This window comes from Streptomyces sp. NPDC097595, assembly GCF_044761525.1.
Classification (GTDB): Bacteria; Actinomycetota; Actinomycetes; order Streptomycetales; family Streptomycetaceae; genus Streptomyces; species Streptomyces drozdowiczii_A.
Window position 1 is genome coordinate 228,849 of record NZ_JBIWCN010000007.1, and the last position, 14,575, is coordinate 243,423.

A 14,575-nucleotide genomic window follows, 5' to 3' on the forward strand; every position below is an offset into this window, starting at 1 on the left:
GTGGTCAGGTGGGGTCAGGCGGCCGGGCCGAGCAGGCCCAGGGCGGTCAGGTCCTCCAGCGGTTCGAGCACGCTGCACGACCCGTACGAGACGAAGGCCTCCCGCGCGGCGGCGGCCTCGGCGGCCGGGAGCGTGGTCACGGCGCGGGCCAGCTCCTCCGGGTCGCGCTCGGCGAGGGCCGCGCGGACATCGGACAGGGGTGCGCCGGCGCGGGCCCGGGCCGCCGCCAGGAGCACGTTGAGGTAGCCGTGGTGCTCGAAACCGGTGGTGGCGGCGGTGTGCCGGACCGCGTGGTGCAGCCCGGCCGTGCACTTGAAGGGGGTCCCGGCGGCGACCGCCCCGTGGATCCACGCCGCCACCTCGTCCTCGGACGGGAACGCCGCCGCCTCGGTCCCGCCGGTGCGGAACTTCAGCCGGAAGCCGTGGCGTACCGCCGGTGCGAGCGCCTGCTCCCACTCCGGCGTACCGGGGCGCGGCACCTCCACGTACACCGTGCCGGGGAAGCCCAGTGCGGCCAGTTCCCCGATCTGGGGGCCGGGCGGCCTGGCGGGGTCCGGCTTGAACTCCAGGGCCGCCGGCACGAGCCGGTCGGTCCCCGCGAGGGCGGTCAGGACCGCCGGGAGCGCGGCCGGTCCGGCCACCACGCTCACCCGCAGCCCGCCGGGGAACAGCCCGGGTTCGGCCAGTCCGGCCAGTTCGGCGAGCCGGTCGGCGCCGACCACGAAGGGGCCGACGAGCTCGGCGTGGCCGGACGCGAGATGCCCGGCGTGCTCGGTCACCGCACGCGGCAGCGGGGCCAGGCCGGGCGGGAAGACCGCTGCGTCGTCCACGAGATGACGGAAGGCGAGAGGGAAGGACACGCGCGACACCCTAGCCGAGGCCCTCGTAATACGGACAGAGCGTGTTCTGATATCGGTCACGCGGCTCAGGCGGGCGCGGGTGGGATCTTCAAGAATGCGCAATGGTCTAGGCCAACTCATTGACGTGAATGCGTCATCCTTCGATTCTGGCGGCACCTTCTCCCGACAGGAGCCTCCATGAGACGTCTTCGCGCTCTGCTCTCCGGCGTGGCCACCGCCGCCCTGGCCACCGCAGGACTCGCGGCCTTCGCTGCACAGCAGGCATCGGGTGCGTCCGCCGACGCCACTGCGCTCTCCAACCGGTGGTACGCCGCCGCGCCCTATCTGATGCCGCACGACAACAATCCGCCGGACGCGGGCGCCATCATGGACGCCACCGGCCTCAAGGCGTTCCAGCTCGCCTTCATCCTGGCGCCCAACGGCGGCGGTTGCAGCCCCACCTGGGACGGTACGTCGCCGGTCTCCTCGGACACCGCGGTCGCCTCCGTCATCAGCGCGATCCGCGCCAAGGGCGGCGACGTGTCGGTGTCCATCGGCGGCTACGGGGGGACGAAGCTCGGCCAGACCTGTTCCGACGCGGCCGCCACCGCCGCCGCGTACCAGCAGGTCATCACCAAGTACCAGCTGAAGGCCATCGACTTCGACCTGGAGGAGCCGGAGTACGAGAACACGGCGGCCATCGCCCGCGAGATCGGCGCCGCCAAGATCCTCCAGCAGAACAATCCGGGCCTCTACGTCTCCGTCACCACGGCGGCGACCGCCGACGGCACCGGCTGGTTCGGCAAGCAGATGCTCAACGAGGCCAAGGCGCAGGGCTTCACGCCCAACAACTTCTCCATCATGCCGTTCGACGGCGGCTTCAACGGGGCCGCCGCCCAGACGAGCGCCCTGACCAACTTCAACGCGATCCTGCGCACCACCTTCGGCTGGGACGAGGCCACCGCGTACGCCCACGAGGGCTTCTCCGGGATGAACGGCCGCAGCGACACCGGCGAGTACTTCAGCCAGGCCGACTTCCAGACCGTCCTGGACTTCGCCACCGGCCACCACATGGACCGCTTCACCTTCTGGTCCCTCAACCGCGACCGCCAGTGCACCCCGCCCGACAACAACGGCAAGACCTCCGGGACGTGCAGCAGCGTGGCCCAGGCGGACTGGGACTTCGCGAAGTACTCGGTGAAGTTCGCGGGCGTCACCCCGCCCACCACCACCCCGCCGACCACGCCGCCCCCGACCGGCAGCTGCGCCGCCGCCGCGTGGAGCGCGGGCGCCGTCTACAACGGCGGCAACACCGTCTCGTACGGGGGCCACACCTGGAAGGCCAAGTGGTGGACCCAGAACGAGACGCCCGGCTCCACCGGTGAATGGGGCGTCTGGCAGGACCTCGGCCCCTGCTGACCCGGCGGGCCGCCCCGGTCCCGGCCGGGGCGGCCCGTACCACGTGCATGCCTGCACGTGTCACCCGCTTTGCTCTGCCCCACCACTCTGCGACTAGTTTGTGTCCAGCACAGACGGGCGGTCCGTGACGGCAGAGGTGCACGGGGACGAGAGGTCGGGAAGAGTGTCGCTGCGCGCAGGCGATCCAGCCGAGATCGGCGGTTATCCGCTGGAGGCGCGGCTCGGTTCAGGTGGCATGGGCACGGTCTTCCTGGCCCGTACGAGCTCCGGCCGGCCCGTCGCGATCAAGCTGATCCACCAGCAGTTCGCCGGCGACAGCGAATTCCGCATCCGCTTCCGCCAGGAGGTCGCGGCGGCGCGCCGGGTCAGCGGCGCCTTCACCGCCGCCGTGGTGGACGCCGCGCCGGAGGCCGAACAGCCCTGGATGGCGACCACCTACATCGAGGGCCCCACCCTCGCCGAGCGCATCGCCGCCGAGGGCCCGCTGAACGGCGCCGGACTGCGCAGCCTGGCCATCGGGCTCGCCGAGGCGCTCCGCGACATCCACCGCGTCGGGGTCGTCCACCGCGACCTGAAGCCGTCGAACGTCGTGCTGTCGCCCGAGGGGCCGCGCGTCATCGACTTCGGCATCTCGCGCGCCGCCGACCAGCAGACCCTGACGATGACCGGACGCGTCATCGGCACCCCGCCCTTCATGTCACCGGAACAGCTCCAGGCACCGCGCGGCGTCGGACCGCGCTCCGACGTCTTCTCGCTGGCGACCCTCCTGGTGTACGCGGCCACGGGCCACGGCCCCTTCGACGCGGACAGCCCCTATCTCACCGCCTACCAGGTGGTGCACGAGGAACCCTCGCTGGACGCCGTACCGGCATCGCTGCGCACGGTCGTCGAACCGTGCCTGGTCAAGGAGCCCGAGGGCCGGCCCTCCGCCGACGAGCTCCTGGAGCTGCTACGGGACCTGCCCGTCGACCTCGGCGGCGCGGCGGCGGCTGGACGCGCCCCCGGCCGCACCCGGGACGTGACCACCCAGCACCACCTGGCCACGCGCGACACCCAGGCGCCCGGCGCCCCCGCCCCGGAGGAGACCGGCTCCCCCGGGGGACGCGGGCTGCGCGGCCGCTGGCGGCCCGTGCTCGCGGCGGCGGTCGCCGTGGCCGCGATCGGCGGGGGAGTGGCCGCCCTCCAGACGGGCGGCTTCGGCGAGGAGCCGGACGACGGCAAGGGCCGCACGGTCGCCGCGCCCGCCGGCACCCTCCCCGACGGCTTCACGCCCTGGCGCGTGACCGTGCCCGGCGGGCAGGAGGACATCCCCGACGAGCTGCGGTGCGTCGCCCGCGGCGATGCGGCGTTCTGCGGGGGCGGCGGCGTCGTCGCCACCCGGATCGACGTGCGGGACGGCTCACGCGCCTGGACGGTGAAGAGCCCGGGCGTCCCCGTCCAGGGCATGCACCTGGCGGGCGCCACCGACGACACCGTGATCGGTTACCGGTTCGCCGCCCAGGACGACCCCGAGGCGCGCGGCGACGAGGTGGTGGCCGTCGACGCCGACAGCGGCGAGGAGCTGTGGTCCACGGTCTCCGGCGCCCAGTCGACGGCCGTCACGGGCCGGACGCAGGACGCCGTGGTCTTCGGCACCGACGTGATCACGGTCGACGCCTCCGATACCGCCTTCGAGGTCCGGGACGCGCACAGCGGGGAGCTCGCCCGGACGGCGCCGTTCCCCGCCGGCTCCCGCTGCGCACCCGTCCCGGTCGGCACCCGGCTGCTCGCCATGTGCGCGACCGACGCCGAGCTCGACGCCTCGGAGGTGCGCCACCCGGCCCTGTACCCCCTCGACCCGGCCTCCGGCACCTGGGGCGAGGCCATCCCCGTCGACGGCCCCGCCGTCCCCGTGGGCGTCGCCGACGGACGGCTCGTCCTGTTCCGGGAACACCGGGACGGACCGGCGCTCGCCGGCTACGACGCGGTGGTCCGGGTCGACCCCGCTTCCGGGAAGGCCACGAAGGCCCCGCTGCCCGCCCCGTACGAGGGCACGCCCGGAATGGCGGGCGGCACCGTGTACATGAGCGGGCAGACCGGCCGCGTCACCGCGTTCGACCCCGCCACCGGCCGGAGGAAGTGGTCCCGGCAGACCAGCGTGGAGGGTGCGTCGGGCCCGGTGGCCGGGGAAGGTGCCCTGCTCTTCAGCTCCGCCACCGGCCGCGTGGTCGCCCTCTCCCCGTCCGACGGCACGGTGCTGTGGGCGACGGACCCCAGGGCCGACGGCCTGACCGGCGAGGTGGGCGCGAGCCCCCGCGTGACCGTCGCCGGACGCGCGGTGATCGTGACGGCCGCCCGGAACACCGTCTTCGCCTTCGACGCCCACCATCCGCCGAAGCCGGGCTGACCCGGGCCCCGTCTACAGTGGCCCGCATGAACCGCTGGACCGAACTCACCGGAGACACCTCGGGCGAGGACTACGCCGCCCGTTTCGCGGCCCTGGCCCGCAGCGGCAAGGACATGCACGGCGAGGCACGGTTCTGCGCCGCCCTGGTCCCGGCCGGGGCCCGGGTCCTGGACGCCGGCTGCGGCACCGGCCGGGTCGCGATCCGGCTCGCGGAGCTCGGGTACGACTGCACCGGGGTGGACGTCGACGCCTCGATGCTGGCCGTCGCGCGCGAGCAGGCGCCCGGGCTGCCCTGGCGCCGCGCCGACCTGGCCGCGCTCTCCGTCGAACCGGAGTTCGACCTCGTCGTCGCCGCGGGCAACGTGATGGCGCTGGTCGCCCCCGGCACCGAGGCCACCGTCGTCGCCCGCCTCGCCGGAGCGCTGCGCCCGGGCGGTCTGCTGGTCGCCGGGTTCGGCCTGGACGCGGCCCACCTCCCCGTGCCGCCCGGCCTCACGCTCGCGGAGTACGACGCCCACTGTGCCGCCGCCGGCCTCGCCCCGGTCGACCGCTTCGCCACCTGGGACGCGGCGCCGTACGACGGCGGCGGCTACGCGGTGAGCGTGCACCGGCGGGACGGCGTCTAGGTCCTGTCCGGCGTCGCGCACAGGGGTCTGAGGCCCCCTGGTTCGAACCTTTGTCCGCCGGGGGCAATATGCGGCGGCCGTTGATCCATTCCATCGCGTGTTCGTATTGACTTGGACTAGGTCCATCGTAGGATCGGTTCCGGCCGAGGCCAGGGCAGGACGTCCTCCGGGCGAGACCGGTCAGGCCGGCCCCCACATTCTCAGAGCGCCGAGATCCGCCCCGTCCGGAAGGAATTCCATGACTGAGAACCACGAAGCGATCGTCACCGACCCCAAGTCGGAGGAGGCCGGCGGCTGCCCCGTCGCGCACGGTCGCGCGCCGCACCCCACCCAGGGCGGCGGCAACCGCCAGTGGTGGCCGGAGCGGCTCAACGTGCGGATTCTCGCCAAGAACCCCGCCGTGGCCAACCCGCTCGGTGAGGGCTTCGACTACGCCGCGGCGTTCAACGCGCTGGACCTGGCCGCCGTCAAGCGGGACATCGCCGAGGTGCTGACGACCTCGCAGGACTGGTGGCCCGCCGACTTCGGCAACTACGGCCCCCTCATGATCCGGATGGCCTGGCACAGCGCGGGCACGTACCGCATCAGTGACGGCCGCGGCGGCGCGGGCTCAGGTCAGCAGCGCTTCGCCCCGCTCAACAGCTGGCCGGACAACGTGAGCCTCGACAAGGCGCGGCGCCTGCTGTGGCCGGTCAAGAAGAAGTACGGCCAGAACATCTCCTGGGCCGACCTCCTCGTCCTCACCGGGAACGTCGCCCTGGAGACCATGGGCTTCGAGACCTTCGGCTTCGGCGGCGGCCGCGCGGACGTCTGGGAGCCCGACGAGGACGTGTACTGGGGCCCGGAGACCGACTGGCTCGGCGACGCGCGCTACACCGGCGACCGTGAGCTGGAGGAACCGCTCGGCGCCGTGCAGATGGGCCTCATCTACGTCAACCCCGAGGGCCCCAACGGCAACCCGGACCCGATCGCCGCGGCCCGCGACATCCGCGAGACGTTCCGCCGGATGGCGATGAACGACGAGGAGACCGTCGCCCTGATCGCCGGCGGCCACACCTTCGGCAAGACGCACGGCGCCGGCCCCTCCGAGAGCGTCGGCCCGGACACCGAGGCCGCCCCGATGGAGCGCCAGGGCTTCGGCTGGGAGAGCTCGTACGGCACCGGCAAGGGCGGCGACGCCATCACCAGCGGCCTCGAAGGCATCTGGACGGACACCCCCACCACCTGGGACAACAGCTTCTTCAACATCCTCTTCGGCTACGAGTGGGAGCTCTTCAAGAGCCCCGCGGGCGCCCACCAGTGGCGGCCGAAGGACGGCGCGGGCGCGGGCACCGTGCCCGACGCGCACGACCCGTCGAAGAGCCACGCCCCGACCATGCTCACCACCGACCTCTCGCTGCGCTTCGACCCGGCGTACGAGCAGATCTCGCGGCGCTTCCACGAGAACCCGCAGGAGTTCGCCGACGCGTTCGCCCGCGCCTGGTACAAGCTGACCCACCGCGACATGGGTCCCGTCGTCCGCTACCTCGGCCCCGAGGTCCCGCAGGAGACGCTGATCTGGCAGGACCCGCTGCCCGAGCGCACCCACGAGCTGATCGGCGCCGCCGACATCGCGGCGCTCAAGGAGAAGGTCCTCGCCTCCGGCCTGTCCGTCTCCGAGCTGGTCTCCACCGCCTGGGCCTCCGCCTCCTCCTTCCGGGGCAGCGACAAGCGCGGCGGCGCCAACGGCGCGCGCATCCGCCTCGAACCGCAGAACGGCTGGGAGGTCAACGACCCGGACCGCCTCGCGGGCGTCCTGCGCACCCTCCAGTCCGTCCAGGAGTCCTTCAACGCCGGGCAGCAGGGCGGCAAGCAGGTCTCGCTGGCCGACCTGATCGTCCTCGCGGGCGCCGCCGGGGTCGAGAAGGCGGCCAAGGACGCCGGTACGGACATCGAGGTGCCGTTCACCCCGGGCCGGGTGGACGCCTCGCAGGACCAGACCGACGTCGAGTCCTTCGTGGAGCTGGAGCCCGTCGCCGACGGCTTCCGCAACTACCTGGGCAAGGGCAACCGGCTCCCCGCCGAGTACCTGCTGCTCGACCGGGCGAACCTGCTCAACCTGAGCGCGCCCGAGATGACGGTCCTCGTCGGCGGTCTGCGCGTCCTGGGCGCCAACCACCAGCAGACCTCGCACGGTGTGCTCACCGACGCGCCGGAGACCCTCACCAACGACTTCTTCGTCAACCTGCTCGACATGGGCACGACGTGGAAGTCCACGGCCGACGACCAGAGCGCCTTCGAGGGCCGCGACGCCGTCACCGGTGAGGTCCGCTGGACCGGCACCCGCGCCGACCTGGTCTTCGGCTCGAACTCCGAACTGCGCGCCGTCGCCGAGGTCTACGCGAGCGACGACGCCAAGGAGAAGTTCGTGCGCGACTTCGTCGCCGCCTGGGACAAGGTCATGAACCTGGACCGGTTCGACCTCGTCTGATGATGCTGTAAGGGCCGGCCCCCCAACTGGGAGGTCGGCCCTTGCTGTTGTGCGCGTCCGATCAGGCGGTGGCCACCGCGAAGACGTGGATGATCCCGCCGTCCGTGGTGCTCGGCAGCGTCACGGACGCCAGCTGCTTCCCGGCCTGGAGCGCGATCGGCGCGGTCGTGAAGATCTCGGTGCCCACCGGGTCCTTTCCGCCGCCCTGCACATCGCGGTACTCGGTGTGCACCGCCACCGTGTTCCCGTACGACGGCTGCTGCGAGCCGCCGCCCAGCGTCCAGTCGCTGAAGCCGATCTCGGCCTGCTGCGTGGTGCCGTCGGTGTACGTGAGCGTCACCGTGCCCGATGCCTTGCCCTCGGCGGCGCTCCCGAGGAACGCCAGCTTCGTGTCGCCCTCGGCGGAGGAAACGTTCAGCACCTGGGGGCCCGCACCGACCACCTCGATGTTGTCCGGGTCACCGGCGTCCACCTTCGGCCAGGTGAAGTCGAAGCCGCCCGAGGAGACCGTGCCGCCGGCCTTCGCACCGGCCGCCGCGAGCGCCTGGGCCGAGTAACTCCAGCCCTCACCGTCGAAGTTGGCCTGCGGGTTCTCGTCGTCCGCCGAGATCCCGGTGCTGTTGCGGTTCCACAGCAGCCCGTTCTTCTCGGCGACCGTCACCGCCGCCGACGTCTTCGGCAGCTCCGTGCCCGCCGACGAGGTCAGCGTCACCGGGACCGTGTAGTAGCCCTCGGCGGTGTCCTCACCCGCCGACACGGTGAGCTTCGCCTGCGCCGCGCCGCTCGCCGGAACCGTGAAGTCGCCCTCCGCCGGGGTGACGGTGACCCCGTCCGGCGCCTGGGCCTTCCAGTGCACCGTGGTGGCCTTCGTCTCCAGGCTCTGCACCTTGACCACGGTCTGCGCACCCTCGGCGCCCGGCTCGACCTTCAGCTGGTCGGGCGAGGCGCCCGTGAAGTACTTCAGCCCGCCGCCGGGGAAGGACGGCGGCGCGTCGGCCGGTGCGCCGCCCCAGGAGGTGTCGGGCGTCGTGCCGAGCGTGAAGTCCAGCCGCCCGCCGTGCTCCACGAGCGAGTCACCCACCCACGGCTTCGTGGACGTACGGCCGTTGACCTTCAGCCCGTGGATGTACGTGTGGTCCGCCGAGGCGGCCGGTGCCTCGATGGTGATCTTTTTCCCGTGCCCGGTGCGTACCACCGCGTGCGGGAACAGTGGGGCCGTGAGCGTCAGATCGGCGCGGCTCGGGTTCTGCGGGTACATGCCGAGCGCCGAGAAGACGTACCAGGACGACATGGTCCCGGCGTCGTCGTTGCCCGGAATCCCGCCGGGACCGTCGGTCCACAGCTGGTCCAGCTCCGCGCGCACCGTCTCCTGCGTCTTGTACGGGGCGCCGAAGTAGTTGTACAGGTAGGGCGCGTTGATGTCGGGCTCGTTCGTCGGGTCGTACCGCGTGTCGTCCTTCGCCGAGAAGTCGAACTTCCCGTCCGGCGTACGGAAGAACGCGTCGAGCCGCTCCGTGGCGCGCTCGTTGCCGCCCATCGCACCGGCGAGACCGGCCACGTCGGAGTAGACCATCCAGGTGTACCGGGCGCTGGTGCCCTCCACGAACCCGGCGCCGGTGCCCGGCGTGAAGGTGCCCGCCCAGCTGCCGTCGGACTTCCGGTCGCGTATGTACCCGCCCTGCTCGGTGGCGTTGGCGTCGAAGACGTTCGTCCAGTTGCCCGACCGGTCCAGGAACTTCTTGGCGTCGCCCTTGTTGCCCAGCCGCCGGGACAGCTCCGACAGACCGTAGTCGGCCGCCGCGTCCTCCAGCGTCTCGGCCGCCCCGCCCCAGCAGTGGCAGTTGTCCGCCGGTACGTAACCGAGCTCCAGGTACTTGTCGAGGGCGGGGCGCTGGCCCACGCACTCGACGTTGCAGCCGGAGCTGTCGGAGTCGTTGGCGGTCGGCACGGTCGCCGCCGTGACCAGCGACTTCAGCGCGCCCTTGACGTCGAAGTCACGGCCGCCGAAGGCGTAGATGCCGGCGAGCGCCGCGTCGGACGGGTCGCCCGACATCACGCTCGTCTTGCCGTTCTCCAGCAGCCAGCGGTCCCACTCGCCGTCGCGCTGGTCGGCGTAGTTGAAGAGGGACTGCGCGTAGTCGCTGCCCGCCCTCGGGTTGAGCAGGGCCATCAGCTGCACCTGCGCCCGGTACTGGTCCCAGCCGGAGAAGGTGCCGTACTGCGCCTTCTGGCTCTTGGACAGCCGGTGCGGCTTGCGGTCGGCGCCGAGGTAGCGGCCGTCCACGTCGCTGGTGAGGGTCGGCTCCAGCATGGAGTGGTAGAGCGCGGTGTAGAACGCGGTGCGCTGGGTGTCGGTGCCGCCGCCGATCTCCACGGCCTTCAGTGCCTTGTCCCAGTTCGCGGCGGCCTGCCGCTTCACCGCGTCGAAGCTCCTGCCTGGCCCGTTCTCCTTACGGAGGTTGGCCTCGGCGTTCGCGGCGCTGACGTACGAGACCGCCACCTTGGCGCGCGCCTCGGTGGTGCCGTCCGCGAAGGTGACGTACCCGCCGGAGCCCTTGCCCTCCACGGCGTTGCCGGACGAGCTGTAGCCCGTACCGCCGGAGGCGGAGGTGGAGCCTGGGGTGAGCGTTGCGTCCTTCCAGGTGCCGGTCTTCGCGAAGGGCTTGTCGAAGTGGGCGGTGAAGTACAGCGTGTAGAGGTCCTTGCGGTTGTTCGCGCTCTGCGGCCCGCAGAAGTTGCCCGCCGTGACCGAACCCGTCACCGTCCGCGCGGCCTTGTCGATCCGCACGGTGGCGTCGGTGCTGCCGGTCTCCGAGTTGGAGGTGCGGAAGAGCAGGCTGGCGGGCTTGTCCGCCGGGAAGCCGAACTCCCCGGACCCCGTCCTGGCGGTCGTGGTCAGCGCCGCCGAAGCACCGCTGGCCAGGCCCACCTTGTAGTAGCCGGGGGTGGCCGTCTCGTCGTCGTGCGAGAAGTCGCTGGCGTACTTCGCGTCGGTGGTGTCCGAGGTGGGGGAGGAGTCCACGTCACCCACGTACGGCATGATCGGGATGTCGCCGTTCGCGCCCGAGCAGCCCACGCCGTTGAGGTGGGTGAGGCTGAAGCCGCGGATCTTCTTCGCGTCGTACTGGTAGCCGCCGGGAGCGGGCGTCGAGACCTGCTTGCCCCGCGAGTTCTGCGGGCTCCACGCCAGCATGCCGAACGGCTGCACGGCGCCCGGGTAGGTGTTGCCCGCGTTGGACGTGCCGATCAGGGGATCGACGTACGACACCGGGTTCTTCACGATGTCCCTGCCCGGCGCGGCCGAGGCCGGGGCGGCGGCGACCGCGAGCCCCGCGACGGCCATGGCGGCGGCCGTGACGGAGCCCACGGCCCGGATCGCGGTGTGCGTACGACGTTTGTGCGTCTGTGGCACCGTTCCTGCCCTTCTGATGTGACGGACGGTCAACGCGGCGGGAGCCGGCCGCCGTGACCGGAGGAACGGCGTCGCCCCGACAACGTTGTCAACGACGTGGAGGATGCTCCTCCTGCCGGTCCGGGGTGTCAAGGCTCCCCGGAATCCGCCCGTCCGGCCGGGCTGCCCTCGCACAACAGCCCGGCCCGCGCCCTCGGTTGCCCCGGGCCCGTCAGCGCAGGGACGCCGGAAGCGCCTCCCGGTGCAGGATGCCCAGGCGCTGCGTCGCCCGGGTCAGTGCCACGTACAGGTCACTCGTGCCGAACCGGCCGGGCTCCACCACCAGGACGTGGTCGAATTCGAGGCCCTTGGCCTGCCGGGGCCCCAGCAGCACCACCGTGCGGGTCAGATCCGGCTCGGCGCCGGGCACCACCCCGTCCAGCGGCGCCGCGATCTCCTCGTGCAGCTCGTGCGGCGCGATCACCGCGAGGCGTCCCTCGGCGGGCGTCAGCTCCTCGACCGCCCGCGCCACCGCGCCCGCCAGGTCCGCCCCGGAGTCCCGGACCCACGGCACCTCGCCCGTGGAGCGCACCGAGCCCGGCGGCTCGAACGACGGGTCCTCGGCCCGCAGCACCTTCGCCGCGACCTCCATCACCTCTGCCGGCGTACGGTAGTTGACCGCGAGCCGCACATGCTCGTACCGGTCGCCCACATACGGCTCCAGGATGTCCTGCCACGAGCCGACCCCGGCCTCCTCCGAGGTCTGCGCCGGGTCGCCCACCAGCGTCATCGACCGGGTCGGCGACCGCCGCATCAGCAGCCGCCACGCCATCGGCGACAGCTCCTGCGCCTCGTCCACGATGATGTGCCCGAACGCCCACGTCCGGTCGGCGGCTGCCCGCTCGGCCGCGCTGCGGTGGTCGGCCTCCTCCTGGCGCTCGGCCATCCGCTCCGCGTCGATGATGTCGTGGGCGGCCAGCAGCTCCGACTCCTCGTCCTCGAACTCGAAGGACTCCGAGCCCCGGGACAGCTCCAGGACGCCCTGGGCGTACGCGATCCGCTCCTGGCGCTCCGCCTCGGCGGCGGCCCGCTCGGCGCTGTCGTCGGTCCCGAGCAGTTCGGCGGCCTCGTCCAGCAGCGGCACGTCCGCCGGTGTCCAGGTGCCCTCGCCGTGCGTCCGCCGGATCGCTTCGGCGTCCGCCTCCGGCAGGTGGACCGGCTCGGCCAGGTAGTCGGCGAGGAAGCCCTCGGGGGTGAGGGCCGGCCACAGCTCCTCGATCGCGGCGTGCACCTCCTGGCTGACCGCGACCGCCTTGCCGAGCTGGGCGATGTCGTCCGGGCCCAGGAAGTTCGGCCCGCCGTACGGGTCGGCGCCGATGCGCTCGGTGAGCTGGGCGGTCAGCGCGTCGATGATCCGGAACGCGAAGTGCGGCCGGGCGAGGTTGTGCGGCAGCCGGGTGTCACGGGCCGCCTGCCGGGCCTCGTAGGCGATCTCCCAGTCCAGGATCAGGTCGCCGTCGTCGTGCGGGACGATCAGCGGGGCGCCCGGCTCGGGCAGCAGCTGCCGGTCCCGCACCGCGATCTCCAGCGCCTCGGCCATGGCCACGCCGCCCTTCACGGCCGCCGCCCGGGGCGTGTCCGTACCCCGGGCGTGGACGCCGGGGAACAGTTCGGCCTGGGTGGCGAGGAGGACGCCGGTCTCACCGAGCGAGGGGAGCACTTCGCCGATGTAGCCGAGGAAGGCCGGGTTCGGGCCCACGATGAGGACCGCCCGCTTGGCCAGCAGCTCGCGCTGCTCGTACAGCAGGAAGGCCGCCCGGTGGAGGGCGACGGCCGTCTTGCCGGTGCCGGGCCCGCCCTCGACCACCAGGACGCCCCGGTGCGGCGCCCGGATGATGCGGTCCTGCTCGGCCTGGATGGTCCGCACGATGTCCGCCATGCGTCCGGTCCGCGCCGAGTTCACGGCGGCGAGCAGGACGGTGTCGCCGCTCGGGTCCTCGAAACCGGTGCGCTCCCGGTCCCCGACGTCCAGGATCTCGTCGTGCAGTTCGGTGACCGTGCGGCCCTCGGTCGTGAGGTGGCGGCGCCTGCGCAGACCCATCGGGGTGTGATTGGTCGCGAGATAGAAGGGGCGGGCGACCGGGGCGCGCCAGTCGATCAGCAAAGGCGTGTGTTCGGTGTCGTCCTCGCGGATTCCGATACGGCCGATATGGTGCGCGACGCCGTCCGTGAGATCGATACGGCCGAAACAGAGTGAGCCGTCCACCGCGTTCAGAGCGGCGAGCAGACCGGAGCGCTCGGCGACCAGGACATCGCGTTCGAGCCGGGCCTGCTGGCCGGTGCCGACCGGCGTCAGGGCGTCCTGGACCTGCTCGGCGGCGTCACCGCGCAGTACGTCGACACGGTGGTGGAGCCGGTCGATGTATTCCTGCTCCTTCTGCAATTCGGCGCTTTCCCGAGTTGACAAAACAGCTCCCTGACGGATATGGTGATTCTTGTTGGCCCCCAGTGAGGGGCCTTTTTCTGTGGGCGCACAGAACCACTCAATATACGTGAGAAAATCCCCGGTCCGCAATTGCGGACCGGGGATTTCACTTTGCCCCGGGAGTCCCCGGGAGCCCGGGGGCCGCATCTACGCCAAGACCTCGCGCAGCCGCGCGGCGTACGCGCGGGGGTGGGTGGTGTTGCCGTTGTGCCCGCCGGGAAAGGCGACGACCTCCCGCCCGACCAGCCCGGCCAGCCGGTGCGCGCACTGTCCGACGAAGACGTCCGGTGCGGTGGTGGCGCCGCCGGCGGGCACGATGCGCACCGGAGACGTCCGCAGCGCCGCCCGGTCGAGTTCGGCCTCGATGACGGCCGTGAAGTCGCGCGCGATGAAGAAGCCGAAGTTGGCGGCCCGCTCCGGGGTGAACGGCATGGGCGTCAGGTCCGGCTCGGTCTCCTGGCGGACCGGGTCGATGCCGAGGACCCGGGCGATCTCCGGCAGGGCGGCCCGCAACCCGCCCTGCCGGTACACCTGCTGGAGGTGGGCGAGTTCCGCCGCGTGCCCGGCGCGCGGGCCTGCGGGCAGCAGGGAGGGGGTGACCGGGTCGTGCGCCACCAGGGTGCGCAGCCGGCCCGGGTGGGCCACCGCGAGGTGGAGCCCGATCGCGGCGCCCATGCTGCACCCGAGTATCAGGGCGGGTTCGTCGGTGAGTTCGGCCAGCAGCCGGTGCGCGTCGTCGGCGTGCTGCTCCATGGTGACGCCCCGCCCGGATGCGGCGCAGGTGCTGCGGGACAGGCCCCGGCGGTCGTACGTGACCACGGTGTACCGGTCGGTGAGGCGGCCGACCAGGTCGGTGCTCCGGCCGGCATCGCCCTCACCGCTCTGCGACAGGAGCAGCAGCGGGCCGGTGCCACGGACCTCGTAGTACAGGGTGGCGCCATCGGTGTCGAGGAACATCG

8 protein-coding genes are annotated in these 14,575 nt (G+C 72.4%); 4 read left to right on the forward strand and 4 right to left on the reverse strand.

Translation table 11 applies throughout. From position 1 onward, the window contains the following. Window positions 1-14: 14 nt before the first annotated feature. Entirely contained in the window at window positions 15-860 is an 846-nt protein-coding gene (locus ACIQZN_RS13955) for a hypothetical protein (protein ID WP_403992136.1), read from the reverse strand. A gap of 177 nt (window positions 861-1,037) precedes the next feature. Here ACIQZN_RS13955 and ACIQZN_RS13960 point away from each other — a divergent pair, with 177 nt between their 5' ends. From ACIQZN_RS13960 to katG, 4 genes are all read left to right on the forward strand, one after another. Then, window positions 1,038-2,258, forward strand: coding sequence for a chitinase (locus ACIQZN_RS13960; RefSeq protein WP_403992139.1), 1,221 nt, complete (start codon window positions 1,038-1,040; stop codon window positions 2,256-2,258). Between the two features lie 163 nt (window positions 2,259-2,421). Continuing rightward, a complete protein-coding gene (locus ACIQZN_RS13965) occupies window positions 2,422-4,644 on the forward strand; it encodes a PQQ-binding-like beta-propeller repeat protein (RefSeq protein ID WP_403992142.1) in 2,223 nt (740 codons plus the stop codon). 26 nt (window positions 4,645-4,670) lie between these two features. Beyond that, complete coding sequence (locus ACIQZN_RS13970; RefSeq protein WP_403992145.1) at window positions 4,671-5,270, forward strand: class I SAM-dependent methyltransferase; 600 nt, start codon at window positions 4,671-4,673, stop codon at window positions 5,268-5,270. Window positions 5,271-5,508: 238 nt separating this feature from the next. Then, complete coding sequence (gene katG / locus ACIQZN_RS13975; protein ID WP_403992148.1) at window positions 5,509-7,740, forward strand: catalase/peroxidase HPI; 2,232 nt, start codon at window positions 5,509-5,511, stop codon at window positions 7,738-7,740. Between the two features lie 61 nt (window positions 7,741-7,801). Here the strand turns inward: katG and ACIQZN_RS13980 are convergent, their stop codons facing one another. The 3 genes from ACIQZN_RS13980 to ACIQZN_RS13990 form a co-directional block, all read right to left on the reverse strand. Beyond that, window positions 7,802-11,107 (reverse strand): GH92 family glycosyl hydrolase, encoded by a 3,306-nt coding sequence (locus ACIQZN_RS13980; protein ID WP_403992331.1) that lies wholly within the window; start codon window positions 11,105-11,107, stop codon window positions 7,802-7,804. A gap of 256 nt (window positions 11,108-11,363) precedes the next feature. Next, window positions 11,364-13,574: a HelD family protein gene (locus ACIQZN_RS13985; protein WP_403992334.1), complete on the reverse strand. Its 2,211-nt coding sequence runs from the start codon at window positions 13,572-13,574 to the stop codon at window positions 11,364-11,366. Window positions 13,575-13,763: 189 nt separating this feature from the next. Then, window positions 13,764-14,573 carry an alpha/beta fold hydrolase gene (locus tag ACIQZN_RS13990; protein ID WP_403992336.1) on the reverse strand — a complete coding sequence of 270 codons (810 nt, stop codon included), beginning with the start codon at window positions 14,571-14,573 and terminating at the stop codon, window positions 13,764-13,766. Between the last annotated feature and the right edge of the window lie 2 nt (window positions 14,574-14,575).

Excerpts from the sequence above, each read along its gene's own strand:
- ACIQZN_RS13960 (WP_403992139.1), top strand. The coding sequence starts at position 1,038 with ATGAGACGTCTTCGCGCTCTGCTCTCCGGCGTGGCCACCGCCGCCCTG.
- ACIQZN_RS13970 (WP_403992145.1), top strand. The coding sequence starts at position 4,671 with ATGAACCGCTGGACCGAACTCACCGGAGACACCTCGGGCGAGGACTAC.
- katG (WP_403992148.1), top strand. The coding sequence starts at position 5,509 with ATGACTGAGAACCACGAAGCGATCGTCACCGACCCCAAGTCGGAGGAG.
- ACIQZN_RS13990 (WP_403992336.1), bottom strand. The coding sequence starts at position 14,573 with ATGTTCCTCGACACCGATGGCGCCACCCTGTACTACGAGGTCCGTGGC.